This window comes from Dolomitihabitans soli, from assembly GCF_022213955.1.
Taxonomy (GTDB): Bacteria; Actinomycetota; Actinomycetes; order Streptosporangiales; family Streptosporangiaceae; genus Streptosporangium_A; species Streptosporangium_A soli.
Genome location: NZ_JAKNTW010000008.1, coordinates 197,179 through 223,796 on the forward strand (window position 1 = coordinate 197,179; position 26,618 = coordinate 223,796).

Sequence of the window (26,618 nt, forward strand, 5' to 3'; positions counted from 1 at the left end):
CGTGCGGATTCTGCCTCTCGACGACGCGGCCGCCGAAGATCTGGCCGTCACCGGCGGCAAGGGCGCTTCCCTGGCCAGGCTCGCCCGCGCCGGTCTGCCGGTCCCCGGCGGCTTCCACATCACCACCGACGCCTACCGCGACTTCGTCTCGCGCGGCGGCCTGCACGAGGCCATCCTCCAGGCCGTCGCCGACGCCGATCCCGAGGAGGCGACCGGCCGGATCGCGGCCCTGTTCGCGGCGCGCGACCTGCCGAAGGAGACGGGCGAGGAGATCCTCCAGGCGTACGCGGGGCTCGGCGACGACGTCGCGGTCGCCGTACGCTCCTCGGCCACCGCCGAGGATCTGCCGGACATGTCCTTCGCCGGTCAGCAGGACACCTATCTCAACATCCACGGCGACGCCCTGCTCGACGCCGTGAAGCGCTGCTGGGCCTCGCTGTGGACCGCGCGGGCCATCGCCTACCGCGAGCGCAACGGGGTGCCGCACCACGACGTGGCCCTCGCGGTCGTCGTCCAGGTGCTGGTCGACGCCGACGCGGCGGGCATCCTGTTCACCGCCGACCCGCTCACCGGCGCCCGCGACCGCACGGTGGTCAACGCCGCCTGGGGCCTGGGCGAGGCCGTCGTCGGCGGCCAGGTGACCCCCGACACGATCGTGCTCCAGGACGACCGGGTCGTCGAGGAACGCGTCGGCGACAAGACGGTCATGACGGTCCGCACGCCCGACGGCACCCGCGACGAGCCCGTCCCCGCCGACCTGCGCGGCCGCGCCGTACTCGACCGGGCCCAGGCCGAGGCGCTGGCGCGGCTCGGAACCCGGATCCAGGACCTGTACGGCACGCCGATGGACGTCGAGTGGGCGATGAGCGGCGGACGGATCAGCATCGTGCAGGCCCGGCCCATCACCGGGCTGCCGCAGGCCGTCGAGGAATGGAACGACAGCCTGGTCGGCGACTACCTCTGGACGTCGGCCAACCTCGGCGAGGCCATCCCGGACGTCATGACGCCCTGCACCTGGTCGCTGGTCCGGATCTTCATCGACGAGGCGATGTCGGCCTCGGCCATGCCCGGCCAGCACATCGTGGGCAACATCGGCGGGCGCTTCTACATGAACCTCAGCGTGCCCATCTCGATGGGCAAGTCCCTCGGCCTGGGAAAGCGGGTCGAGGCGATCGAGAACGTCTTCGGCAAGCTCCCGCCCGGCCTGGACGTGCCGGAGCTCGGCCTGTCCCGGTGGCAGATCATCAAACAGGTCGCCCCGGTCGCCGTCTCGCTGACCCTGCGGGTGCGGGCGAACATCAAGCAGCTGCCCGCCTACGTGGCGACCGCCATCGAGCGCGAGGAGTCGATGCGGGCCAGGGCGGCGACCGCCGCGAACCCGGCCGAGCTGGTCAGGATGTGGGAGGGGGAACTGGGGCCGTTCCTCGTCGAGGCGAGCCGGATGCTCCAGGCGGCGGGACGGCAGGGCGGGCAGACGATGCTCTCACTGCGCCAGACGCTGCACAAGATGATCGGCGAGAGCGACGCGGAGGCCATGCTCACCGGCGTGAACAGCGACGGCGAGTTGGCCAGTCTCGGCCCGATCCTCGGCCTGGGCAGGCTCGCGCGCGGCGAGATCGACCGGGAGACCTTCGCCCGCACGTACGGGCACCGGGGGCCGCACGAGTTCGAGGTCTACCTCCCGCGCCCCGGCGAGGACCCGGAGTGGATCGACCGGCAGCTCGCCGGCTTCCACGACCTGCGCGACGACACCGCCGCGTTGCTGGCCCGCCAGGAGAAGGCCCGCGAGGCGGCCTGGGCGCGGTTCAGGTCGAGGTATCCCCGTAAGGAGCGGGCGATGCGGCGCAAGGTCGCCGTCTTCAACGCCGTGCTCCGCGACCGGGAGACGACCCGTTCGGAGGTGGTGCGGGCGTTCTGGGCGGTGCGCGCCTTCGTCGTGCGGGCGGGCGAGGTCACCGGGCACGGCGACGACCTGTTCTTCCTGTCGATCCACGAGGTGCTCGACGTGCTGCGCGGGGACGACACGGCGCTGTCGCAGGTCGCCATCCGCCGGGCGACCTACGAACGGTACGCGGCGCTGCCGTCCTACCCCACCCTGATCGTCGGCCGCTTCGACCCGGTCCGCTGGGCCGCCGACCCCGACCGGCGCGGCGACCTCTACGACGCGCGCGGCGGCGGCCCGCCGGTGAGCGACACGGTGAGCGGCTTCCCCGGCGCGCCCGGCGTGGTCGAGGGCATCGCCCGGGTCATCGCCGCCCCCGAGGACGGCGACCGGCTCCAGCCCGGCGAGATCCTGGTCACCACGCTCACCAACGTCGGCTGGACCCCGATGTTCCCGCGCGCGGCCGCCGTCGTGACGGACATGGGCGCGCCGCTGTCACACGCCTCGATCGTCGCGCGCGAACTGGGCATCCCCGCCGTGGTCGGCACCGGCAACGCCACGATGCGCCTGCACGACGGCGACCGGATCCGGGTCGACGGGGAGCGCGGCACGGTCGAGCTGCTGACCCGGTAGTCGCGGGGTCACCCGGCTCAGCCGGCGCCGGGTGACCCAGTAGGGTCGCCAGGCGTGAGCGATGAACTGGCGGAGCTGGCCGTACGACTGCGGGAGTTCGCGCGGGCCCGCGACTGGGAGCAGTTCCACACGCCGAAGAACCTGGCCATGGCGCTGGCGGGCGAGGTGGGTGAGCTGGTGGCGGAGTTCCAGTGGCTGACCCCCGGCGAGTCCGCCGGCCTGGACCCGGAGACCACGGCCCGGGTCCGCTCCGAACTCGCCGACGTGACCCTCTACCTGGTACGGCTCGCCGACGTGCTGGGCGAGGATCTCATCGGCGCGGCCCACGCCAAACTCGACGAAAGCGGCCGCCGCTACGACCCCGACCGTTACCGCGGCTCCGCGCGAAAAGCCCCGCCGCTGGCTCCCTGAGCACACGCCGGTGCGCGGCGGGCTTCACAGATCTCTGCGCATGCAGGCCCGCGGTCGAGACCGTGTTCGGCCTCGCGGCGGGCTTCACAGATCTCTGCGCATGCAGGCCCGCGGCCAGCGGTCGAGACCGTGTTCGGCCTCGCGGCGCCGGATGACGCGCAGGCCGGGGGTCAGCTCGGAGTCCTGCAGCGGACGGAAGCCGCACCGCTCGTAGTAGGGCCCGTTCCACGGCACCTCGGTGAAGGCCGTCAGGGTCAGCGCCGGGAAACCCTGGGCGGCGAGGTGGTCGATGAGCGCCCGGCCGGTGCCCTGACCCGCGTGGTCGGGGTGCACCGACACCTGCTCGACGTGCCCGTTGCCGTCGACCTCGTCGGCGATCAGATAGGCCAGCACCTGCCCGGCTTCCACGGCCACCCAGGCCATCCCCTCGCCCTGGTAGCGGGCCAGCTCCGCCAGCGTGAGCGGCTCGTCGTCGGCGATCTCCGGCATGCCCACGTCGCGGAAGCACCGGCCGGCCGCCCGCTCGATCTCTTGCAGCCGGGGCAGTTCCGTCACGTCCGGCGCTCGGATGTCCATCCGGAGATCTTCTCGGTTCTCCATCCGGCCGGGCAATCGAATTAGGTCGCCGACGAGCGGGTGACGGACGCGCCCCGCTCACCGGGCCCGCGTCCGTACGGCCGACGCCGCCGGAGACCCAGAGCCACCGAGAGTAATGCTATGATTACATTAAGTAGTGCAAAGTTTGGGTTTCGAATTCAGAGTCCTAGGGCCTGTCCAAGCACTGCGCAACGGTGCCCACATCACCATCCAGGCGGCCAAGCTCCGCACTCTGCTCGCGGCGCTGCTCCTCGATGCCAACAGCGTCGTCGCCGCCGAGACGCTCATCGATCGGCTGTGGGGGGACGACCCGCCCACCGGCGCCCGCAACACCCTGCAGAACTACGTCCTCCGGCTGCGCCGCCTGCTCGGCTCCGCAGGGGCGGGGAGTCCGCTGGTCACGCGGCCCCACGGATACGCGATCGAGGTCGCTCCCGACGCGTTCGACCTGCATCGTTTCGAGGTCCTGGTGCGCCGGGCCAGGACGGCCGCCACCGCCGACGAGATGGCCCAGGCCGCCACGCTGCTGGCGGAGGCTCTGGGGCTGTGGCGCGGCGCGGCGCTGTCCGGCGTCCGGTCGGAGGTGCTCCGGCGCGACATCGTCCCGGTGCTGAACGAGCGCCGGCTCGACGCACTGGAGCTGCGCATCGAGGCCGATCTTGCGCTGGGCAGGCACGAGAGCCTGCTCGCCGAACTGCGCGAGCTGACCGCCGCGCACCCGCTGAGAGAGCGGTTCTGGGCACGGCGAATGCTCGCGCTGTACCGTTCGGGGCTCCGGGGCGAGGGCCTGCGCTGCTACCAGACGGTCAGGACCATCCTGGTCGAGGAGCTCGGCGTCGATCCCGGCGCCGAGCTGCGCGAGCTGCACCAGCGGTTGCTCGCCGGCGATCCCGCGCTGACGTACGCCCGGCGGCCCGAGGCGAGTGGCAATCTGCCGGCCGAGGTGACGACCTTCGTCGGCCGTGGGCGGCAACTCGCCGAGATCGGACGGCTGCTCAGGATCAACCGGCTGGTCACGTTGACGGGTGTGGGCGGTGTGGGCAAGACACGGCTGGCGCTGCGGGCCGGAGCCGAGCTGGCCGGCGAGTTCCCCGACGGCGTGTGGCTGGCCGATCTCACCGCGCTCGCGGAGCCCCAGCTGCTCGACCAGATGGTGGCCCAGGCTCTCGGGATACGCGACCAGTCGGCGCGGCGCCCCGCCGACATCCTGGTCGAGTTCCTGCGCGACAAGAGGCTGCTGCTGGTGCTCGACAACTGCGAACACGTGGCGTCGGCGGTCGCGGGGCTGGTCGACGTACTGCTCAGGGCCTCGCACGGCCTGCGCGTGCTGGCCACCAGCCGGCACCGGTTCGGCCTCCAGTGCGAGCGCTTCCTGCTGGTGCCCCCGCTCGCGCTGCCGCCCTGCGCCCCCGCCGCCCCGCATGCGGCCCCCCAGGCGCTGACCGGCTACGACGGGGTGGCCTTGCTGGCCGACCGCACCGCGGTCTCCGCCCCCGACTTCCGCATCACCCGCGACAACCAGGAGCTCGTCGCCCAACTGTGCCGGCGTCTGGACGGCATCCCGCTGGCGATCGAACTGGCCGCCGTACGGCTGAGCACGCTCTCCGTCACCGAGATCCTGGAGCGCCTCGATGACCGCTTCCGGCTGCTGGTCAGCGGCAACGCCCAGGTCACGCCCCGGCACCACCAGACCCTCCACGACGTCATCGACTGGAGCCACGAGCTGTGCACCGAGCCCGAGCGCCTGCTCTGGGCGCGGTTGTCGGTCTTCGCCGGCGGGTTCGACCTGGAGGCGGCCGAGGCCGTGTGCTCCGGCTCGGGCATCGCCAGGGCAGACGTCGTGAACCTGCTGGCGGGCCTGGTCCACAAGTCGATCCTGCTGGCGAGCGTCCGTGGCCGCCGTACGCGCTACCGGCTGCTGGAGACCATCCGCCAGTACGGCCGGCAACGGCTCGCCGACTCCGGCGCGCGAACCTCGCTCCAGCTACGCCACCGCGACCACTACCAGCGGATGGCGGCCCAGGCCGCCGACGGCTGGTGCAGCGCTGAGGAGGTCGAGTGGCTGTCCCGGCTCAGGGCGGACCTCTCGAACCTCCGGGCGGCGCTCGACTTCTGCTTCACCCAGCCCGGTGAGGCCACCGGCGGGCTGGACATCGCCGTCAACCTCACCCGGACCCGCATCTGGTTCTTCTGCAGCACCATCGGAGAGGGCCGGCACTGGCTGGAGCGGGCCTACCACACCGCTCCCGCGCTCCCGCACCGCGAGGCCGCCGCGGCCCTGATCGCCTGGACCGCGCTGGTCCAGGGCGACCGGCCGGTGAGCGAGCTGTTCCTGGCCGTGTGCCGTGACCCCGGCGGCGACATGCCGGCCGCCACGGCGTACGTCGAGGGCTCGCACGCGCTGCTCACGCAGGGGGACACCCGGGCCATCCCCCTGCTGGCACGGGCACGGCGGATGTTCCACCGTGCGGGAAAGTTCGGCGACGCGCACATGGCCACCATGTTGTGGGCCATGGGCTGCGCCTTCCTGGGCGATCGGGAACTCGCGCTCACGGCCTCCGGTGACTATCTCACGGAGGCCGAGGAGAGCGGGGCCGGCTGGGCGTACTCGTGGGCGCTGTGGAACCTGGGGCTCACCGAGCTCCGTCACGGTGACGTGAGCCGATCCGCCGACCTGTTCCGTGAGGCCCTGCGCCGCCAGCACGACATCGACGATCGCTGGGGACCCGTCTGGGCTGTGGAGGCACTCGCCTGGGCCGCTGCCGCCGCCGGTCACCACGACCACGCCGCCGAGTTGCTGGGCGGCGCGGATCGCCTGCGGCAGGTCGTCGGCGTGGTCCTGGCCGCCCTGCGGCCGCTCCACGACATGCACCTCGCGACCGAGCACGTGACGCGCCGAGCCCTCGGCGCGCAGGCGTACGCCACCGCCTTCGACCGGGGCCGCCGGATCCCGGACATCATCCGCTTCGCGACCACCCCCGGCCACCACGACGGGACACCGGCCCGTACGGCGGAGCCGGCCCGTACGGCGGAGCCGGCCCGTACGGCGGAGCCGGCCCGTACGGCGGAGCCGGCCCGTACGGCGGAGCTCACCCCGTTCGCGCGCGTGACCGGCGAGTGACCGGCACGACAGCGCCGGCCGCCACGCTCACCGAGTCAGCCGCTCGCGATGCCCGTCCTGACGGTCGTCGCGCCGGCGGAACCGCACCACGGCCGGAGGCGTTCGGAACCTCCGGCCCGCACCGACAGGAGTCCACAGAATGTCCCTCTCCACGCGTAGCAGATCCGCGGCGATCATGCTGTTCGTGTCGCTCGGCGCGTTGTCACCCGCCGTCTCCGAGGCGTCCAGCGCACCGCCCGTCGCCGCCTCCGGTGCGCGACTCCTCGCCTCAGCGGCGTTCAGCGCACCGCCCGTCATCAACACCTTCAGGAACCGGAATACCGATCGCTGCCTCGACGACAGCCGCGAGGGCCTGCGCTCCATCGGGTGCAACAACCTGGACTTCCAGAAGTGGGAAGTCACCGTGGTCGAGAACGAGCATCGGGAGATCAAGAACAAGCACACCCAGCGCTGCCTCGACGACAGCGGAGCCGGCCTGCGCACCTACCCCTGCAACAACCTCACCTTCCAGAAGTGGAACGTCACCAAGTACCGTGACGGCGTCGTGCTCCAGAACCACGAGACGAAGCGCTGCGTCGACGACAGCCGCGAGGGCCTGCGCTCCTTCCACTGCAACAACCTGAACTTCCAGCGCTGGTTCTAGCCGATCCGGCTGCACGCCAGGACCGCGACCGGTGAGCCTGCCGCCGGCATGACGACGGCAGACCCGGTCAGGCCGGATGAGAGCGGGAGGGCGGTCGCCACGGCCGCCCTCCCGTTCGGCGCATGAGAGCACGGACAATCGAATTAGGTCGCGGCCGAGCGGGTAACGGCGTGGGTATGACTCTCAAGGCGAAAGATCTGCTGGAGGACCTCGACCCGTTCGGGATCTTCGAAACGGAGGCGGCCAGGCTCGACCGGTTCTTCTCCGCCCTCGACGAGACGGCCTGGAACCGCCCCTCCCGGTGCGCCGGCTGGTCGGTCCGTGACGTGCTCGCCCACCTCGCCGGCGAGGAGCTCTACAACCACGCCTGCCTCGACGACGACATCGAAGGGTTCAGCGCGCTCCTCACCGAGGAGGGCGTGACCGGCTTCGAGAGTTTCAACGAGTGGTGCGTACTGCGGCGCCGCGGCCTGCCGTACGAGGACGTGCTGGTGGAGTGGCGGACCCTGAACGGTGAGACGCGGCGGCGGATGCGGGCCCTCGGGCGGGACACCAGCCTGCGGACCGCGGCCGGGCCGTACCCGGTGGGGTTGCAGACCTTCCACTACGACTCGGAGTACGCCACGCACGCCGACGACGTGGGGGCGCCGGTCGGCGCGGAGGAGGCGGACGACCGGACGTACTGGCGGGCGAAGGTCGCCATGTTCGTGCTCGCGGAACAGGGCTCCAAGGCGCGGGTCGAGCCGGGCGCGGAGCGGATCCGGGTGCAGGTGAACGGGGTGGGCGCGGACCTGCCCGCGCGGGAGTTCGTCGAGGCCACGGTCGGCCGGCTGCCCGACGGGCATCCGCTCGACCAGCGGATCAGATCCGCCCTGCGCTGTCTCGCCTGATCCCGGCTTTCAGCCAGGTCGGAGCTGGGTAGGAACTGCCGTGACCCCCGTTATGGACAGTTTTCAGCCAGTTCTGGGGGATCCGTGGCCAACGAAGGCGACGAGAAGCAGCGACAGCTCGACCAGTACCGGATCAGTCTGGAGAACACCCGGCTCACCACGGACCAGGGCGTCCGCGTCGACGACACCGACAACTCCCTGCGGGCCGGGGAACGCGGCCCGACGCTGCTGGAGGATTTCCACTTCCGCGAGAAGATCATGCGGTTCGACCACGAACGCATCCCCGAGCGGGTGGTGCACGCGCGCGGCGCCGGGGCCTACGGGCGGTTCCAGGTCTACGACGGTTCGCTGGCGGAGCACACCGTGGCGGATTTCCTGTGCGACCCGTCGCTGGTCACGCCGGTGTTCGTCCGGTTCTCCACGGTGGCCGGCTCGCGCGGCTCGGCCGACACGGTGCGCGATGCGCGCGGCTTCGCCACCAAGTTCTACACCCGCCAGGGCAACTACGACCTCGTCGGCAACAACATGCCGGTGTTCTTCATCCAGGACGCCGTCAAGTTCCCCGACTTCGTCCACTCGGTGAAGCCGGAGCCGCACAACGAGATCCCGCAGGCCCAGTCGGCGCACGACACGCTCTGGGACTTCGTGCAGCTCCAGCCCGAGAGCCTGCACATGATGATGTGGCTGATGTCGGACCGGGCGATCCCGCGCAGCTTCCGGATGATGCAGGGCTTCGGTGTGCACACCTTCCGGCTGGTCAACGCCCAGGGGCGGGGCACGTTCGTGAAGTTCCACTGGCGGCCGACGCTCGGCACCCACTCGCTGGTGTGGGACGAGGTGCTGCGCATCCAGGGCAACGATCCCGACTTCAACCGGCGCGACCTGTGGGAGGCGATCGAGCGGGGCGCGTATCCGGAATGGGAGCTCGGCCTGCAACTGGTGCCCGAGGCCGACGAGCACAAGTTCGACTTCGACCTGCTCGACGCCACCAAGCTCATCCCGGAGGAGGAGGTGCCGCTCCGGATGGTCGGGAAACTGACCCTCGACCGCAACCCCGAGAACTTCTTCGCCGAGACCGAGCAGGTCGCCTTCTGCACCGCCAACATCGTGCCGGGCATCGACTTCTCCAACGACCCGCTGCTGCAGGGCCGTAACTTCTCCTACCTGGACACGCAGCTCATCCGGCTGGGCGGCCCCAACTTCCCGCAGATCCCGATCAACCGGCCCGTCGCCCCGGTGCACAACGACCAGCGTGACGGCTACCACCAGCACATGATCCACCAGAGCCACACCAGCTACTCCCCCAACTCCATCAGCGGCGGCTGCCCGATGCCGGCGATCATGAGCGGCCAGTGGGACGGCGTGTTCCAGCACTACCAGGAGCGGGTGGACGGGAAGAAGATCCGCAAGCGCAGCCCCAGTTTCGCCGACCACTACAGCCAGGCCACCCTGTTCTGGAACAGCATGTCCAGCTGGGAGAAGCGGCACATCGTGGCGGCCTTCCGTTTCGAGCTGGGGCACGTGGAGCGGCGGGCCATCAAGGAGAAGGTCGTCGCGCACCTGGTCCAGATCGATCGGGAGCTGGCCGCCCAGGTCGCCGAAGGGCTCGGGCTGCGGGTACCGGCCGCGAGCGTGGCCAACCACGGCAAGTACTCGCCCGCGCTGAGCCAGGCCAACTCCCCGAGCGACTCGATCGCCACGCGCAAGATCGCGATCCTGGCGTCGGACGCCACCGAGGCGGGCCAACTGGCCCCGGTCCGCGAGGTGCTGGAGGGCCAGGGAGCGATCTGCGAGGTGCTCGCCCCGCATGAGGGCACGGTCGGCACGCTGACCGCGGACCGCCAGCTGACCGCCGCCTCCTCCGTGCTGTACGACGCCGTGCTGCTGGCGGACGGCGGAGCGCTGGCCGCCAGCGCCCACGCGGTCCACTTCGTCCGGGAGGCGTTCAAGCACGGCAAGGCGATCTGCGCGGTCAAGGACGGCCGGACGCTGCTCGACGCCGCCGGTCTGCCCAGCACCGAGGGAGTGATCGGGTCGGACACGGCGGGCGAGACGCTCGCGCAGCGGTTCGTCCAGGCGATCGCCGTCCACCGCCACTACGGCAGGGACATCGACGGCGTCGTCGCCTGACCGTCCCGCCACCCCGCCTGCGCCCGTGCGGCGGGAACACACTCACCGAAGGAAGAAGCACCGTGACCAGTACCGTCCACAAGAAAGTCGTGCTGGAGAAGGCCGCGCAGAAGTTCGCCGACGCCAACTCCAAGCGCCCGTTCATCTACGAGCTCCCGCCCGAGAAAGGCCGTGAGGTGCTGGAGAAGCTCCAGTCGGACCCCACCGTGCCCAAGGAGGAGATCGAGGAGGAGTGGATCCAGGTGCAGGGCGGCCCGACCGGCATGGTGCCGGTGCGGATCGTCAAGCCCAGGGACGCGGCCGGCGAGCTGCCGGTGATCCTCTACATCCACGGCGCGGGCTGGGTGTTCGGCTCCGCCCACACCCATGACCGGCTGGTGCGCGAGCTGGCCGTACACTCCGACGCCGCGGTGGTGTTCCCCGAGTACGACCGCGCGCCCGAGGCGAAGTACCCGACCCAGATCGAGCAGAACTACGTCGTGGCCCAGTGGGTGATGCGGCACGGCGCGGAGAAGGACCTGGACGCCTCCCGGATCGCGGTGGTCGGCGACTCGGTCGGCGGCAACATGTCCACGGTGCTGGCGCTGATGGCCAAGGAACGGGGGGATGTACGGCTGGTCGCCCAGATCCTCTTCTACCCGGTCACCGACGCCAACTTCGACACCGAGTCGTACCGGCAGTTCGCCACCGGCTACTACCTCAACCGGGACGGCATGATGTGGTTCTGGGACCAGTACACCACCGACCCGGACCAGCGCGCCCAGATCTACGCCTCGCCGCTGCGCGCCTCCATCGACCAGTTGCGCGGCCTGCCGCCCACACTGATCCTCAACGGCGAGGCCGACGTGCTGCGCGACGAGGGCGAGGCCTACGCGGCCAGGCTGCGCGAGGCCGACGTCGACGTCACCGCGGTACGGCTGGCCGGGATGGTGCACGACTTCGCCATGGTCGACCTGCTGCGCGACACCAACGCCAACCAGACCGCCATGGAACTGGCCGTCCACGCGCTGCGCGACGCGCTGCACGACTGACGCGCCGAAACAGACTCCACCTCGGCGCCCGATGATGGAGGTGGCGGGCCCGGGGTGGCCGACGAGGGGGGCGGCGGGCCCGGGGTGGCCGACGAGGGGGGCGGCGGGCCCGGGGGTGGCTGGCGAGGGGGGCGGCGGGCCCGGGGGTGGCTGGCGAGGGGGGCGGCGGGCCCGGGGTGCCCGGCGAGGGGGCACGCCGGGCCGGAGGTCATCGAGGCCCAGATCGACGGCCCGCCCCACCGACCGGTCCGAATGGGACCGCGCCGAGGCGCCCGCCCCGGAGTATCGGACCGCCTACGGCCGAGCCCCGATGATCGACAGGAGCCGGGTGAGCCCGTCGTCGATCCGGTCGAGCGGGATGGCGCCGTACCCGATGACCAGGCCGGGACGGGCCGGGCGGACGGCGAAGTCGGACAGGGTCATCAGGCCGATCCCCGCCTCGCGGGCGCGGCGGGCGACAGGAGGGCCGCCCTCCGGGAGGAAACCACTGGTGTGCAGCCCGGCGGCGGAGGCCACCAGGTCGAGCGGCCCGGCCAGGCGCTCGACCACGCGCCGGTGCCGGGCCTCGTACTCGGTGCGCATCCTGCGGACGTGCCGGGCCAGCAGCCCCTCGTCGATGAAGCCGGCGAGCGCCGCCTGACCGGGGAGCCGGGTGTGCCAGTCGGTGACGTACTTGGCCGCGCCGAGGGCCGGCAGCAGCGCGGGCGGCGCGACCAGGAAGCCGAGTCGCAGCGTCGGCAGCATGACCTTGGAGAAGGAGCCGACGTAGAGCACCCGGCCGGACCTGTCGAGGTTCTGCAACGGCTCGATGGGACGCCCGCCGTACCTGAACTCGCTGTCGTAGTCGTCCTCGATCACGGCGGCCCCGCGCTCCTCGGCCCAGGCGAGCAGCGCCATCCGGCGGCCGAGCGACATCGGCATGCCCAGCGGGAACTGGTGCGAGGGCGTGACGTAGACCGCGCGGGCGTCGGCCGGCAGCGCGTCCACCACCAGGCCCTCGCCGTCGACGGGGACGGGCGTGACCCGCAGGCCCATCGACTGGAACAACAACCTCGGCGGCGGGTAGCCGGGATCCTCGACCGCCACCCGGTCACCGGGTTCGAGCAGCACCCGGCCGATCAGGTCGATCGCCTGCTGCGCGCCCGAGGTGACGACGACGGCCCCGGGATCGGCGCGTACGGCACGCGCGACGCCCACGTGCCTGGCGATGGCTGCGCGCAGCCCGGCATGGCCGAGCGGGTCGCCGTACATGCCGGTGCCCACGGCCGAGCCGCGCAGCTCGCGGGAGACCAGCCGGCGCCACGCCTCATAGGGGAACATCCGGACGTCGGGCAGGCCGGGGCGGAAGTCGTACTCGGGCCGCCGGTCCAGACCGCGCGGCGTGGAGATCCCCTGCCAGACGGCTCGCGGCCGGAGCCTGCCGTGACCGGGCCGGGGTCGCGCGAGGGGCAGGGCGTCGGCGCGGACGAAGGTGCCGGCGCCGGTCCGGCCCTCGACGAAGCCCTCGGCGGCGAGCCGGTCGTAGGCGGTGCTCACGGTGTTCCGCGAGACCGCGAGCCGCCGGGCCAGCTCGCGGGTGGCCGGCAGCGGCTCACCATGCCGCAACCGCCCGTCGAGCACGGCGGCGCGGATCTGCTGGTAGATCTGCCCGGCCAGGTCGGTGCGTCCCTCCAAGCTCACGTGCAGCACACCGGCAAGCCTAGAGCGGCCCAATCGGATTGGCTGAATTTGGCCCTGGGGCAGGGCCGGTGCCCACTCCTAGGGTTGCTCGCATGGACATTCTCGAACTCGACCGGCGCGCGAGCGACGCCCTGGGAAAGGTCGTCGCCTCGGTCACCCCTGACGACCTCCGGCGGCCCACGCCGTGCGCCGACTGGACCCTGCACGGGCTGATCCGCCACCAGATCGGCGACAATCTGGGCTTCGCCGCCGCGGCCACCGGCACGCCCCCCGACCGCTCGGTGTGGGAGGGCGGCGTGCTCGGCGACGATCCGCACGAGGCGTTCGAGCGGTCCGTCGCCCTCGTGACGGAGGCGTTCGCCGCCGAGGGCATGCTCGAACGGCAGGTGGAGGTGCGCGAGTTCGGCATTTTCCCCGGCGCGTTCGCCGTCTCGATGCACTTCGTCGACGGCGTGGTGCACGGCTGGGACGTGGCCCGTGCCCTCGGCCTGCCGGGCGACCTGGCCCCCGATCTGGCGGAGGCGGCCCTTGCGATGGTGCTCCGGATGCCGCTGAGCCGCGGCGACGGTCAGGCGTTCGGTCACGAGGTCGAGGTCCCCGCCGACGCCCCGGTCTACGAACGGCTGGCCGCCCACCTCGGACGTGACCCGCAGTGGACCCCCTGACCACCCCCGCCGCCGCCGAGCGGCAAGGACGGGGCGCTCGCCAGGGGAACGACCCCGACCTGCGCCACCCCGCCGATGCCCTTCACGCACCCGGCATGCCGAGCCCCGTCGCGAGCTTCGTGGCGCTCGGCGACAGCTTCACCGAAGGGGTCGGCGACCCGCTCCCGGACGGCACGTTCCGCGGCTGGGCTGATCTCGTGGCGGCGGGGCTCGCCTCGCCGGGTTTCCGCTACGCCAACCTCGCCGTACGGGGCCGCCGGTTCGACGACGTCGCCGGGGAGCAGGTCGAGGCGGCACTCGCCTTGGGTCCGGCACTCGCCTTGGGTCCGGCACTCGCATTGGGTCCGGCACTCGCGTCGGGTCCGGCACTCGCGTCGGGTCCGGCACTCACGTCGGGTCCGGCACTCGTCAGCTTCGCCGCGGGCGGCAATGACGCGCTGCGGCGCGGCTTCGACGTGGCCACCATGCGCGACCGCTTCGACGAGGTGGCCGGGCGGCTGCGCGCGTCGGGTGCGGCCGTGCTGCTCTTCCGCTTTCCCGACATGAGCGTACGGCTGCCGCTGCCACGCGTGCTGCGCCCTCGTATCGTCGCGATGAACGACCTGGTCACCGAGGTGGCCGAACGGCATGGAGCCTACCTGGTCGATCTGTTCGGCGACCGGGCGTTCGACGACCACGCGCTGTGGAGCGAGGACCGCCTGCACCTGGGCCCGCAGGGACACCGCAGGGTCGCCGACCAGGTCCTGGCCGTACTCGGCCGGGCCGCCGCCCCACCCCCCGCCGGGCCGCCCGGCCCCGGGCCCGCCCTGCTCGCCGATCTCCGCTGGGCTGCGGCGCACCTCACTCCCTGGGTACGCCGCCGCCTCACCGGCCGTTCCTCAGGCGACGGAGTCCTTCCCAAACGTCCCGTCCTGACGGGCGGCTTCGACGACGTGCGGGATCACGCCGGCAGGGCGACCCCAACCGCCGCCCCCGAGGCGACGACCGCCTGACGGGCAAGCAGGACCGCCGCCCAGGCGACGACCGCCCGACGAACGAGCAGAACCACCGCCCAGGCGACGACCGCCCGACGAAACAAGCAGAACCACCCCTCAGGCGGCGACCTTCTCGCCCTCGACGGCGGCTTCGAGGACGTGCAGGATCGTGCCGGTGAGCAGAGCGACCTTGTAACCGGTCTGGGCCTGCGGAGCACACCGCGCCTCGGCCCGGCCGGCCGCCTCGGCGAGGGACTCGCCGGCGAGCAGCGCGGACTCGACCTCGGGCAGCCGCAACGGCGTCCGGGCGACCCCGCCCACCGTCACGGCGGCGAACACGATCGCGTCGTCGGCGACCACGAGCCGCGCCGCCGCCTCGACCAGCGGCCATTCGGCCTCCGACCTGGCGATGGCCCGGTGGTAGGCGGCCCGCTCGCCCGGCGTGGGCGGCGGCATCCGCACCGAGACGAGGATCTCTCCCCGGGCGAGCCGGTGGTCCCTGGTGGGATCGTCGTCGTAGAGGCCGGCGACTTCCAGTTCGCCCCTGCCGTACACCTCGGCCGTGGCGTCGTAGCCGAGCAGCGTCATGGCCAGCGACGACGGGTGCGGCGCGACGCATGGGCCGGAGTCGACCACCGTGGCGTAGAGAGTGAGCCCGTCGCGTGCCGGGCAGGAGTCGCCGCCGTCCTGGTGGCAGGAGAACGCCGGGCTGCGGTAGTAGGCGCAGCGGTTGCGCTGGAGCAGGTTCCCGCCGAGCGTGCCCGCCTCCCTGATCTGCGGGGTGGCGAGGCCCGCCGCCGTGAGCGCCAAGGCCGGATAGGCGGCGCGCAGCCGTACGTCCCTGGCCAGGTCGGCGACCGTGGTGAGCGCGCCGATCACGGCCGACCCGTCGGGCCGCCAGGTGATCCCGCCCAGCTCGGGCACGCCGTGCAGGTCCACGTACGGCCCGCCGGGCGCGCGGGACATCAGGTCGGTGCCACCGGCGCGGAACACCCCGGCGGCGGTCGCCACGTCGTGCAGAGTCATCGGCTGATCCCTCTCAGAAGCCGGTCGGGCCGGATCGGCAGGTCGTGGGCCCGCCAGCCGGTCGCGTTGAAGACGGCGTTGCCCACCGAGGCGGCCACGCCGACCGTGGAGATCTCGCCCACGCCGACGCCCCCGCCGTTGACGTGGTCCCAGCCGTCCTGGTGGAAGTGGATGGTGATCTCCGGGCTGTCCCCGATGCCGGGGATGCGATAGTCCTCCAGGTTGGTGGTCAGCACCGTTCCCGTGCTGGGATCGACGTGCCGCTCCTCGTAGAGCGCGTAGCCGATGCCCTGCACGATGCCGCCCTCGCACTGGTTGCGCGCCAGCCGGTCGTTGTAGATGTGCCCGACGGCGAGCCCGCCCCAGACCCGCAGCGGCCTGATCCGGCCCAGCCGGGTGTCGACCTCGACCTCGGTGATGTGGACCGAGCCGGCGAATCCCCTGCCGATGGCGAGTCCGGCCATGGCGATCGGGGTCACGTAGCCGCGACGGTCACCGCGCCGCTTCCCGACGACGCGCGTCCCGTCCTTGAGGCCGTGCTCCCGGAGACGGCGGGCGGCGTCGCGGGCGGCGGGCCCGATCGAGGCGGTGGTGCGACTGCCGACGGACGCCGGGCCGTGCACGGCTCCCGACCTGCCGATCTCCACCCGTACCCGGTCGGCGGGCAGGCCCAGCTCCGCGCGGACGATGTCCGCGATGACGCTGCGCGCCCCGGTCCCGATGTCCTGGACCTCGGTGCGGGCGACCACCACCTCACCTTCGACCACCAGCTCCACCTGGGTGCCCGGATCCAGCTGGTAGGGCCAGTTGCCGATGGCCACCCCGATCCCGCGTCTGAACCTGCCCGTCTGCGAGCCGGTCGCCGGCCGGTCCCGCCAGGCGGGGAGCGCGGCGGCCCAGTCGTAGAGGGCGTGCCGTTTGGGGTTGCCGTCCCAGCGGCGGCGCAGCTCGACGGGGTCCTCGTCGCGGCGGTGCGCGACCTCGTCCACGGCCTGCTCCAGCGCCCAGAGCATCGGCGGCGCGGCGGGGCCGCGGAACGGCGTGCCGGGGGGCTCGTTGGTGAGCACGTCGAAGTCGCGCAGCCGGCGTGGCGCGGTGCCGTACATGAGGCGGGCCATGAGGGCGGAGGAGGTGCCGATGGCCACCCCGCCGCGGCCGTGGACGTCCATGCTGAGGGCGGTGAGGTCGCCCTTGTCGTCGGTGAGCAGGGCGAGTCTCGTGGTGGTTCCCGGCCGGTTGCCGGTGTCGGTCAGCTCCTCCGCCCTGCTCAGCACCACGCGGACCGGCTTGCCGAGCTTCCTGGCGAGTTCGACGGCGGCGATGGTCTCGACGGTCACCCCCGCCTTCGAGCCGAAACCGCCGCCGACGTGCTCGGCGACGACGTGCACCTGGTCCTCGCGGAGCTTCCACCGTTTGGCGGCCTGCTCGACGACCATGCTGATGGCCTGGGTCGAGACGTTCAGGTGCAGTTCGCCCCGCTCGTCCCAGGCCGCCACGCAGGCGTGCGGCTCCATCGCCGTGTGGACCTGCACGGCCGTGGTGTAGGTGCCGGTCACCAGGCGGGGGTCGCCCTGCCCGCTCGCGGCGTTGATCCGGTTGACCGCCGTACGGCTGCGCCAGCTCCCGGGGCCGAAGGGGCCGCGTACGTTCGTGCCGTCCCAGCCGCCGGGGAACGCGAAGCCCTCCATGGAGGTGGGCGCGTGCTTCCGGTCGGCCGCGTCCCACACGGGCGGGGTGCCGGAGCCGTCGTCCAGCGCCGCGGGCAGCACCTCGTAGTCGATCTCCACGGCGGCGGCGGCCGCCAGCGCCTCGCCGCGTGAGGCGGCGGCCACGGCCGCGATCGGCTGGCCGACGTAGCGGACGGTCCGGTCGGGCGGCAGCAGGTCCACGGCGCCCCCGCGCACCGAGCGGACCCGTCCGTGCGCCACCGACGAGCGGACGATCACCCCTTCGAGCTGGCCGTCCAGCCGGATGTCGGTGGTGTACACGGCCCGGCCGGTGACCTTCTGCATCGCCTCGACCCGGGCGGGCTCCCCCGCCTCGCCGTCGTGCTCGCCCCGGCAGGCGGCCGCGATCGCCGCGTGGATCCCCTCGTACGCCCCGCAGCGGCACAGGTGTCCCGCCATCGCGCCGGCGATCTCCGCCCGCGACGGTGTGACGTCGCCGTGCTCCGCCCGCCACCGGTCGACGAACGCCGCCGCCTCCACGACGAACCCGGGGGTGCAGTAGCCGCACTGCATGCCGTCGTGCACGGCGAACGCCCGCTGGACCGGGTGCTCCAGCCCTTCGACCGTGGTGACCTCCCGCCCTTCCAGCGCCGCCGCGGGCGTGAGGCAGCTCGCCCGTGGCGCGCCGTCCACCAGGACGGTGCACGCCCCGCACACCCCCGTACGGCAGGCGGCCTTCGCGCCCGTGAGGCCGAGCCCGTCACGCAGGACGTCCACGGCCGCATCGTCCCGATCGGTGTCCACCATGGTGGGCACCCCGTTCACGGTGATCTTCATAGCTCTCCAGTTGACGCCGTCAACATCGTGTTGACAGTGTCAACCATGTACGTTGACGTTGTCAACACCGGGGGCGATGCCGCGGGAAGGAACAACGACGTGGGGGACGACACCAGGAGCCGCCTCATTCAGAGCGCGCTCACGCTGTTGCGAAGCGAAGGGCTGGAGGCCGTGACCCTGCGCGCGGTCGGCGACGCCAGCGGCCTCTCCCGCTCGGCCGCCTACCGGCACTTCACCGACAAGACGGCCCTGCTGGCCAGCCTCGCCGCCCAGGTGCTCACCGACCTGACCCGCGACGTCATCGAGGCCGTCAGGAGCCGGACCGGCCGCGATGATCGGCTGCGCGCCTTCTACACCAGCTACACCGCCTACGCGATGGCCCACCGCGAGGAGTACCGCCTCGTCTTCTCCGCCGACTTCACGGTCGGCAGCCATCCCGATTTGGAGAAGGTCGTCGACGAGGTGATGGACGCGCTCGACCTGCAGATCGCGGGCGACCAGACCGCCTCCAAGGCCGGCTTCCTGGCTCTGCTCTGCACCGCCCACGGCATCGCCGAACTGGCCACCCTCGGGCACTTCGCCCACAAGGGCATCGACTACCACGACGTCATCGCCGCGCTCGTCCCCTGAAACGACGCCGAAACGACGACGCCCCCGCCGGTAAGGGCGGGGGCGTGGCACGAAACGCTATCGAGACCCGCGGTCGTGCCGGTGGAACAGAGGGGAAGGTGGCGGACCGCGGGAGAGGCCACTCACGTTAGCCGCAAGCCCCTTGCCGGTTGGGAAGGTTCGCTTACCCAAAGGTAACGATCAGCCATCATCGCCATCACGGAGCATTTTGGAATAAGGTTCTAGTATCTGGCTTCAGAAGGAGGCTGCCATGGGCGTGCTGAAGGACAAGGTCGCGGTCGTCACGGGCGCGAGCAGAGGCATCGGAGCCGCCATCGCGATACGGCTGGCCGAGGAGGGGGCCAAGGTCGTGGTCGCCGCGCGGACCGTCGAGGCGGGTCAGAGCCGGCTGGCGGGCACGATCGGCGACACCGTCGCACAGATCGAGGCCGCCGGCGGCACGGCCGTCGCGCAGGCCACCGACCTGGCGCTGGCCGCCGATCGGGAGGCGCTGGTCGAGGCGGCGACCAGCCGGTTCGGCCGGGTGGACGTGCTCGTCAACAACGCCGCCGTCACCTACTTCACCCCCGTCGCCGACTTCACCGAACGACGCTACGCGCTGATGTTCGAAGTCCAGGTCAACGCGCCCTTCCACCTCGCGCGACTCGTCCTGCCCGGCATGCGCGAACGTGGCGAGGGCTGGATCCTCAACATCTCCTCCATCGCCGCCCGGCACCCCGCCCTCCCGCCGGGCCCGCACGCCGGTCGCGGCGGCACGGTGTACGGCATGTGCAAGGCGGCCCTGGAGAGGTTCACCACCGGCCTCGCCGCCGAGGTGTACGGCGACGGCATCGCCGTCAACGCCCTGTCGCCCAACCGGGTCGTCCCCACCCCCGGCACCGTCTTCCACCACCTCACGTCCGACGACGATCCCAACGCCGAACCGCCCTCCGTGATGGCCGACGCCGCCCTCGCCCTCTGCCACCGGCCGCCCGGCGACCTCACCGGCCGGATCGCCTACTCCCAGGATCTCCTCGCCGAACTGGCGTAGCCGCCACGACCATCCCGCTACGACAGGCCCCGTACTTTCCGCGCCCACGACCGCACCCGAGGACCGTGGCGACGCCACCAGGCCCGCGCCCAGACGACTCTGAACGTGACCAGGACCGAGATCACCACTATCCCGTCCAACACCGCCGCCGGCGTCTCCATCGCCACCAGACCGGCGACCGCCCCCGTCAGGAGGCCGAGCAGGATGGGCAGCGAGAGCGCGAGGAAGATGGCGACGCACACGATCGTGCTCGGCACGAAGAAGGCGGCGTACAACCGGATGATCAGACGTTCGCGGGCGGGGAAGTCGATGATCGGATTGTCGCCGACCGGCTTCCCCATGATCTTCCGGGTGAGGTAGCGGAAATAGACGGAGGCGTCGCCGTAGAGATTCTTGCAGCGCGCCACGTCCTGAACGACGAAGTAGACGTCGGTCCGCATGAAGAACAGGAACTGGTTGGCGAGCATGGGGATCTGCACGACGTACAGCAGCGAGCCGACCGTGTGCCATCCGCCCGAGGGCGAGAAGTAGACCAGGAAGAGGGCGACGGCGGCCAGGACGGCGTTGATCGCCATGCCTGCCAGATAGACGGCCATGCGAGTACGCCGTGGGGAGGCCCAGATCCCGCTGACGTCCGTCTGCGCGCAGAGGAACTGCAACCGGGTCCCCAGCGTGATCCGTCCGGGCACCCCCGCGGCGCGCGCGGTGAACAGGTGCCCGAGCTCGTGCAGGAAGATCACGCTCCAGGTCGTGACCAGCATGCTGAGCATGACCAGGCTCCCGCTGGACGTCCACAACGCGTCCGCGGGCCCGGGGACGATTCCCGGATTCAGCACGGCGAGACACAGGCCGGCCAGCACGATCAGGACCGCCGCGATCCCCAGCAACGGGTTGAGCATCCATCGAACATGGTGTGCCCGGACCCGGGCGAGACTGGACCGTGGAATCGGCGCGCCCGCGATCGGGGCGTCGTCCAGCTCTGCCACGAATCCGAGGCGGACGAGCTGCCGGACGAACGCCTCGACGTCGAGATCGTCCGCCAGTTCGGCCTCCATCGTCCGCTTGACCGCGTCGGGGGCCATGCCGTCCATCAGCAGCCTGACGACCCGGGCGCCCACCTCGGGGAGGGCCACGAAGACCCCGGTGTCGACGCGGCCGACGATCCACTCCGCGCCCTCCTCCCGCATGCTCAGGGCGTGGAGGCGGACGGATCGGGCGGAGAGCCGGTCGCTGGGCTCGATGTCGGCTGTGGTCATGGCGTTACTCCACACGCTGGACATCTCTCGTGGGGTTCGCCCGCGTCGAGCACGAAACTGTGGTCCGGCCGGGCGAGATTGAAGCCGAAGACGCGATTCGGCGGCACCCCGGGAGCGCCGGTGATCGACGAGATGGCCAGATGCGCCACCAGGTTGCCGGAGACACCGGCCGAGACCGCGTTGGCCGGATGGATGCGCGGCTCGTCGTCCGCTACGGAGTACTCGGTGAGTGGCGGCCCTTGCTCGCGGCGTTCGGCGGCGCCCACGCGGATGCACTCGTAGCACGGGCCGGTCCCGGGGCGGTAGATCCCGGCCGTCACCTGCGGCCCGTGGTAGCCGCCGTAGACCCAGGGGGTGCCGGTTCGCATGCAGGCGATATTCGCCCATGATCGGATCTCGGCCGGCTGGTCGGCGCAGAGGATCAGCAGATCGAACCTCCGGATCAGGTCCGCGAGCATGTCGGGGCCGGTGACTCTCGCGTCGCCGCCGGTGACGGCGATATCCGAGTTGAGAGCCTGGAGCCGCTCGACCGCCGCTTCGACCTTGGGCCGTCCGATGTCCCGCTCGGTGTACAGGATCTGGCGGTTCAGGTTGGAGAGTTCCACGACGTCGGGCTCCACGCAGTGCAACCACCCGATTCCCGAGCCCGCCAGGGCGAGCGCGGCCGCACCGCCGGTTCCGCCTACTCCGACCAGGATCGCCTTGGTCTCGCGTAGCCGGTGCTGAGCGTGCCAGCCGTTCTCCCGCGGTACGAGGTCGACCCACTCGAAGAACGCCCGGCTCCGGCTGTACCTCTCCGTCTCCCGTTCGGTCAGCACCTCAGGGTCGGGGGCGACGGCGTCGGTCACGTACCCGGCTTCGATCAGCTGGTCCAGGCCGGAGCGCACCTCGTCCTCGGTCAGGTCGGGGAAACGGTGGACCAGATGGGACACCACCTGGTCCACCGTTCTCGTGCCGTCGAGGGCATTCAGCATCGCCCAGACCCGGCCGTGCGGATCCTTGATCTCGGCCGCGATGCCGTAGACGCGACCGCCGATACGGACGCGGTCCTCGCCGACTCGCTGCGGCCGGTGCGCGGTCTTGACACGTGGGCGTTGCATGAAAGCCCCTTTCTCAGCTCAGAGATGTTGAATCGTTTTGTTGCGCGCCGGGTCAGCCACCCGCACCCTCACAACCCTCCTCTTCACAGGTCGTCTCGATGCGGTCCAGCTCACGAATGTCGATCATCGCCATGTCTTTCACCTCCTTCCACTGATTTCCTTGAATCAGAATCCACAGCGAGTCTCACTATTGACGGCCGTCAGCCGTTGTAAGTGTCGTGCTCGCACACGCCCGTGGTCTCAACACGGTCAAGCTCGCGAATCTCGATGCTCATATCTGACACCTCCCCCCTTGTCACTCCTGGTCTTTCAGGTGGCGGGCGTCGAATCCGGCGAGTCACCCGGCCTTCCGGCCGATATCCACCGAACGCTCAACCAATTCTCAGAACAATCCCCCAAAGGATCCGATCTGCGAATCACCACAGCACTGTTCCGAGGCCCATACCGCGACCGAGGAAAGCCATCGGCAACACAGAGAATCCGGTGTGATTCACTGCCTTGCCCCTGCCTTCGTGCTTGATGACAAAGTTAGGAGTCACCGCTTTCGGCGCGCTTTCGGCTGTATTTAACGTTGTTCACGCTTCCGGCGTGATCGCCTTCAGCGGCCACGACATCCTCCGGGCCGAATCCGACAGGTTCGCCGAGTACCGGGCGATCTCCGACACCCCAGGGCTTCACCGCCCGACTCGGCCGCGCCTGAAGCGCGTCGAGACCTACGCGGGTTTCGCGGCGGCGGGGTCGCGGGGTGCCGAGGCGGCGAGCGACAGCACGGCACTGAGTGCGGCGGCACCGTCGAGGAGGGCTTTGGAGCGAGCCACGATGCTGGCGTCGCGAGCAGCCAGCGCGGCGGCGACATCATCCGATCGGCGTGCGCGCCGCAACTCCGGCATGAGGGCGCGAAGGGGAGCGATGCGGTAACCGGCCTTGCGCAGCTGGTGGACGATCCGTGCATCCCGCACCTGGTCGGGTGTGTATCGTCGCGTTCCTCGCGCAGGGTCGCGGTCCGGGACGACAAGATCCTCCTTATCCCAGTGCCGCAACGTCGAAGGGCGTACGCCGAGGGCGGCGGCGAGTTCGGAAACGCTCATCGAGTCCGCTGCGCGTACATCGTCGATCGGCTCGCTGGAGATCGCCCGGGCGGCCTCCTCGGCCTGCCTCAGTTCCGTGCGCTCCCCGTCGAGCCGGGCGTGCGCCGCGTCGAGAAGGGCGAGCGCCTGCGAGACAGGGAGCTGATGGGCGGCCCGAACGATCTTCTTGGCCTCAACCGGACCCGCACCCGCCGCGAGGGCTCGGTAGGCCGACGCGGACTGCAGATGTATCTCTCCATAGATCCGGTAGCCCGTGGCCGTACGCGTCGCCGGCGGCAGCACACCGTCGCGCTCCAGATTGCGCACCTGTTGTACGGAGTATCCGGCGCACCGCGCGACATCGACGGTACGCATCTCCCGCGATTTGAGACCTGGCACCCTGAAACCCCTCATCGTCTGCCCCAAAGTCTCCATAACCACTTTAATGGAACGCTAGAACACATGACCATTGACGAGATCATCAGCTTCATCGACGGCCTCGACGGCGTCCTGACCCTCAGGCCGGCAGCCGGCGACGGCTCGCCGGAGATCAGCTGGGGCGACACGTACTTCTACTACGCGCCTGATGGCGTCACCCCGACGACGACCCAGCCCTTCGCGACGGTCGTGACCAAGAACTACCCCGGCGACGAGGCCTCGCGCCTGGACCGGCCGGGCACCTTCCGCGTGAACATCTCCCCCGGGAAGGAGGAATTCATCCGGTGGACCGGTCACACGCCACGCGAACTAGCCGCCGCCGAGGTCGATCCCAGCACCGCCGACACCGTGATCGCGCACCCCGTCTACGGCACCGTCGGCTGGCTGGCAGTGGTGAACCCGGGCTCGCGTACCGAAGCGGCCACACGTGAGCTGCTGCGTACGGCCTATGACCTCGCACGCTCCCGCTATGAGCGACGCGCTGAATCCACGACGCCCTGACGTGAGGTGGGCCCGGGAATCGTGAAGATCGAGTACGGCGAGCGCCGAGCGGCCGGGTTGAGCGACCAATCTAGTTCACGCGCGAGGCAGGGCATATGACTATGATCCGCAAACTTTGCTCGGTGTCGCTTGTACGTTTCGATCATTGGCTGCGGGGCGGTCCCCATGCAGGATCGATCGCATGGAACTGCTGAGCACGCTGGTGGACAAGGGTTGCCGGGGCGAGCTGCCGACCAGGGAGGAGGCTCTGGCGGTGCTGGCGACCTCCGACGACGACCTCCTCGACGTGGTGGCCGCCGCCGGCAAGGTGCGACGCCGGTGGTTCGGCCGCCGGGTCAAGCTGAACTACCTGGTCAACCTGAAGTCGGGGCTGTGCCCTGAAGACTGCTCGTACTGCTCGCAGCGGCTGGGCTCGAAGGCCGAGATCCTCACCTACACCTGGCTGAAGCCGGACGAGGCGGCCGCCGCCGCCGAGGCGGGGGTGGCCGGCGGCGCCAAACGCGTGTGCCTGGTGGCGAGCGGGCGCGGCCCGACCGACCGGGACGTGGAACGGGTCGCCGACACCATGGCGGCGATCAAGGAGCGCAACCGGGACGTGGAGATCTGCGCCTGCCTCGGCCTGCTGTCCGACGCGCAGGCGGCGCGGCTGCGCGAGGCCGGGGCCCACGCCTACAACCACAACCTCAACACCTCCGAGGCGATGTACGAGGACATCTGCACCACGCACGAGTTCGCCGACCGGGTCGACACCGTCCGGCACTCCAAGGACGCGGGGCTGTCGGCCTGCTCCGGCCTGATCGCCGGGCTGGGCGAGAGCGACGAAGGCCTGGTCGACGTGGTCTTCGCGCTGCGCGAGCTGGATGTCGACTCGGTGCCGGTCAACTTCCTGATCCCCTTCGAGGGGACTCCGCTGGCGAAGCGCTGGGCGCTGACCCCGCAACGCTGCCTGCGGATCCTGGCGATGGTCCGGTTCGTCTGCCCGGACGTGGAGGTCCGCCTCGCCGGGGGCCGCGAGATCCACCTGCGCAGTCTGCAGCCGCTGGCCCTGCACGTGGTCAACTCGATCTTCCTGGGCGACTACCTGACCAGCGAGGGACAGGCGGGCAAGGCCGACCTGGACATGATCGCCGACGCCGGCTTCGAGGTGGAGGGAGCCGACACCACCACCCTGCCCGAACACCGGAACCCGCCGAACGCCACCGGCTCCCCCGAGCACCCCGGCGACACGAACAACACGCGTGACACGGCAGACACGGACCCGGTGCCGCCCGCCGCCCGCACCGACCTGGTCACGGTGCGCCGCCGTGGCGCGGGCACCGACCTACCGCCCAACGCCTGACCCGCCGTCAGCGAAGCCGAGCACTCTGCCCCGGCGGGGGGTCCGGGTGTCGTCGGACCAAGGTCACCGGTGGCCGAACCCCGGCCGTCAGACCAGGGTGCGCATCGGGCCGCCGTTGAAGGTCACCGCGTCGAAGGCGGCCGTGATGAGGTCGAACGGCTCGCCCAGCGCGTCGGCGTAGGCCCGGTGCAGGTTGAACACCAGGCGCTCGGAGTCGGCCCACGAGGCGAACTCGCCCAGGTCGCACCCCTGGGCGGCGGCGAGCGGCGACAGCCCGTCACGGCGGCCCGCGACGGCCGTCTCCTGCACGAACCGGTAGTAACGCTCGTGGGCGGCGAGCACCCCGGGCAGGGACCGCGCGTCGCAGAGCGGGCCGTGTCCCGGCACGACCACCTCGGCCTCGAACGCGGCGAGCCAGTCGAGGACCCGCAGCGCGCCGTCCACCGATCCCATGGCCACCAGCGGTGTCAGGCCGTTGAAGATCAGATCGCCGCTGAACAGCACCCGCTCCGCCGGCAGCCAGGCGACGAGGTCTCCCGGGGTGTGCGCGGTGTAGCCGGGGTGGCGCACCTCGACCCGCCGGTCGCCGGTGGTCACGGTCAGGCCGGCGGTCGTGATGTCGGCCGGACGGCGGGTGACGTCGCCCCAGTCGGGCAGCGGCGACCAGACCGGCGGGCAGTCGTCGATGATGGTGTCGGCGAGGATGCCGCGCCGGGTCTCCTCATGCGCGATCACGACCGTGGTGGCGGGCAGCAGGCTGTTGCCGTGCGTGTGGTCGCCGTGCAGGTGGGTGCTGACGGCGAAGCGGAACGGCGCGTCGGCGGTGGCCGCGCGGACCGCCGCGAGGAACCGCCGGGTGCGCGCCTCGGTGGCGCACGTGTCGATCACGATGGTGCCGTCCGCCCCGGAAACCGCGCCCGCGTTGTTGACCCACCAGGAACCATCGGGCTGCACCCAGGCCAAAACCCCTTCGGCCACTTCGTGCAGGGCCGGTTGCCGCTCGTCCATCACGTTCCTCCAGTCGTTTCTCGCGCTCTTCTCTCCCCCGCGGACGCCCGACGGGCCGCCGG

Annotated in this window: 21 protein-coding genes; 13 read left to right on the plus strand and 8 right to left on the minus strand. The window is 71.3% G+C overall.

Going from position 1 to position 26,618, the window contains the following annotated elements:
• Position 1: 1 nt before the first annotated feature.
• Together MBA17_RS18645 and MBA17_RS18650 are read left to right on the plus strand one after the other, a co-directional pair.
• Entirely contained in the window at positions 2–2,515 is a 2,514-nt protein-coding gene (locus MBA17_RS18645; RefSeq protein ID WP_238497766.1) for a PEP/pyruvate-binding domain-containing protein, read from the plus strand.
• 54 nt (positions 2,516–2,569) lie between these two features.
• The gene (locus MBA17_RS18650; protein ID WP_238497767.1) at positions 2,570–2,926 is read left to right on the plus strand and encodes a nucleotide pyrophosphohydrolase; all 357 of its coding nucleotides are present in this window, start codon (positions 2,570–2,572) and stop codon (positions 2,924–2,926) included.
• Positions 2,927–3,010: 84 nt separating this feature from the next.
• Here MBA17_RS18650 and MBA17_RS18655 read toward each other — a convergent pair whose 3' ends face one another.
• Positions 3,011–3,502, minus strand: coding sequence for a GNAT family N-acetyltransferase (locus MBA17_RS18655; protein WP_238497768.1), 492 nt, complete (start codon positions 3,500–3,502; stop codon positions 3,011–3,013).
• A gap of 166 nt (positions 3,503–3,668) precedes the next feature.
• Here MBA17_RS18655 and MBA17_RS18660 point away from each other — a divergent pair, with 166 nt between their 5' ends.
• From MBA17_RS18660 to MBA17_RS18680, 5 genes are all read left to right on the plus strand, one after another.
• Positions 3,669–6,644, plus strand: a complete 2,976-nt coding sequence (locus tag MBA17_RS18660; protein ID WP_274385603.1) for an AfsR/SARP family transcriptional regulator — start codon at positions 3,669–3,671, stop codon at positions 6,642–6,644.
• Between the two features lie 139 nt (positions 6,645–6,783).
• Positions 6,784–7,287, plus strand: coding sequence for an RICIN domain-containing protein (locus MBA17_RS18665; RefSeq protein WP_238497770.1), 504 nt, complete (start codon positions 6,784–6,786; stop codon positions 7,285–7,287).
• 176 nt (positions 7,288–7,463) lie between these two features.
• Positions 7,464–8,177, plus strand: a complete 714-nt coding sequence (locus tag MBA17_RS18670; RefSeq protein ID WP_238497771.1) for a maleylpyruvate isomerase family mycothiol-dependent enzyme — start codon at positions 7,464–7,466, stop codon at positions 8,175–8,177.
• 84 nt (positions 8,178–8,261) lie between these two features.
• Complete coding sequence (locus MBA17_RS18675; RefSeq protein ID WP_238497772.1) at positions 8,262–10,307, plus strand: catalase; 2,046 nt, start codon at positions 8,262–8,264, stop codon at positions 10,305–10,307.
• Positions 10,308–10,369: 62 nt separating this feature from the next.
• Entirely contained in the window at positions 10,370–11,338 is a 969-nt protein-coding gene (locus MBA17_RS18680; RefSeq protein WP_238497773.1) for an alpha/beta hydrolase, read from the plus strand.
• A 294-nt stretch (positions 11,339–11,632) separates the two neighbouring features.
• Here MBA17_RS18680 and pdxR read toward each other — a convergent pair whose 3' ends face one another.
• Positions 11,633–13,027 (minus strand): MocR-like pyridoxine biosynthesis transcription factor PdxR, encoded by a 1,395-nt coding sequence (pdxR, locus tag MBA17_RS18685; protein ID WP_238497774.1) that lies wholly within the window; start codon positions 13,025–13,027, stop codon positions 11,633–11,635.
• An 83-nt stretch (positions 13,028–13,110) separates the two neighbouring features.
• On the opposite strand from pdxR, the gene MBA17_RS18690 reads away from it, so the two are divergent.
• Complete coding sequence (locus tag MBA17_RS18690) at positions 13,111–13,683, plus strand: TIGR03086 family metal-binding protein (RefSeq protein ID WP_238497775.1); 573 nt, start codon at positions 13,111–13,113, stop codon at positions 13,681–13,683.
• Positions 13,671–14,675 carry an SGNH/GDSL hydrolase family protein gene (locus MBA17_RS18695; RefSeq protein WP_238497776.1) on the plus strand — a complete coding sequence of 335 codons (1,005 nt, stop codon included), beginning with the start codon at positions 13,671–13,673 and terminating at the stop codon, positions 14,673–14,675. The genes MBA17_RS18690 and MBA17_RS18695 overlap by 13 nt, the downstream gene beginning before the upstream one ends.
• 99 nt (positions 14,676–14,774) lie before the next feature.
• On the opposite strand, the gene MBA17_RS18700 is transcribed toward MBA17_RS18695, so the two are convergent.
• Entirely contained in the window at positions 14,775–15,683 is a 909-nt protein-coding gene (locus MBA17_RS18700; protein ID WP_238497777.1) for an FAD binding domain-containing protein, read from the minus strand.
• Positions 15,680–18,187, minus strand: a complete 2,508-nt coding sequence (locus tag MBA17_RS18705) for a molybdopterin-dependent oxidoreductase (RefSeq protein WP_238497778.1) — start codon at positions 18,185–18,187, stop codon at positions 15,680–15,682. The genes MBA17_RS18700 and MBA17_RS18705 overlap by 4 nt, the downstream gene beginning before the upstream one ends.
• Before the next feature lie 45 nt (positions 18,188–18,232).
• Between MBA17_RS18705 and MBA17_RS18710 the strand changes: the two genes are divergently transcribed.
• Positions 18,233–18,817, plus strand: coding sequence for a TetR/AcrR family transcriptional regulator (locus MBA17_RS18710; RefSeq protein ID WP_238497779.1), 585 nt, complete (start codon positions 18,233–18,235; stop codon positions 18,815–18,817).
• Between the two features lie 250 nt (positions 18,818–19,067).
• Positions 19,068–19,847, plus strand: a complete 780-nt coding sequence (locus MBA17_RS18715; protein ID WP_238497780.1) for an SDR family NAD(P)-dependent oxidoreductase — start codon at positions 19,068–19,070, stop codon at positions 19,845–19,847.
• Positions 19,848–19,864: 17 nt separating this feature from the next.
• Here MBA17_RS18715 and MBA17_RS18720 read toward each other — a convergent pair whose 3' ends face one another.
• From MBA17_RS18720 to MBA17_RS18730, 3 genes are all read right to left on the minus strand, one after another.
• Positions 19,865–21,103, minus strand: coding sequence for a M50 family metallopeptidase (locus MBA17_RS18720; RefSeq protein WP_238497781.1), 1,239 nt, complete (start codon positions 21,101–21,103; stop codon positions 19,865–19,867).
• Positions 21,100–22,203 carry a ThiF family adenylyltransferase gene (locus tag MBA17_RS18725; RefSeq protein WP_238497782.1) on the minus strand — a complete coding sequence of 368 codons (1,104 nt, stop codon included), beginning with the start codon at positions 22,201–22,203 and terminating at the stop codon, positions 21,100–21,102. The genes MBA17_RS18720 and MBA17_RS18725 overlap by 4 nt, the downstream gene beginning before the upstream one ends.
• A gap of 713 nt (positions 22,204–22,916) precedes the next feature.
• Positions 22,917–23,645, minus strand: a complete 729-nt coding sequence (locus MBA17_RS18730) for a MerR family transcriptional regulator (protein ID WP_238497783.1) — start codon at positions 23,643–23,645, stop codon at positions 22,917–22,919.
• Between the two features lie 87 nt (positions 23,646–23,732).
• Between MBA17_RS18730 and MBA17_RS18735 the strand changes: the two genes are divergently transcribed.
• Positions 23,733–24,209: a DUF6194 family protein gene (locus MBA17_RS18735; RefSeq protein WP_238497784.1), complete on the plus strand. Its 477-nt coding sequence runs from the start codon at positions 23,733–23,735 to the stop codon at positions 24,207–24,209.
• Positions 24,210–24,390: 181 nt separating this feature from the next.
• Complete coding sequence (bioB, locus tag MBA17_RS18740; protein ID WP_238497785.1) at positions 24,391–25,548, plus strand: biotin synthase BioB; 1,158 nt, start codon at positions 24,391–24,393, stop codon at positions 25,546–25,548.
• 87 nt (positions 25,549–25,635) lie between these two features.
• Here the strand turns inward: bioB and MBA17_RS18745 are convergent, their stop codons facing one another.
• On the minus strand, positions 25,636–26,556 hold the full coding sequence (locus tag MBA17_RS18745; RefSeq protein WP_238497786.1) for an MBL fold metallo-hydrolase: 921 nt from the start codon (positions 26,554–26,556) through the stop codon (positions 25,636–25,638).
• Between the last annotated feature and the right edge of the window lie 62 nt (positions 26,557–26,618).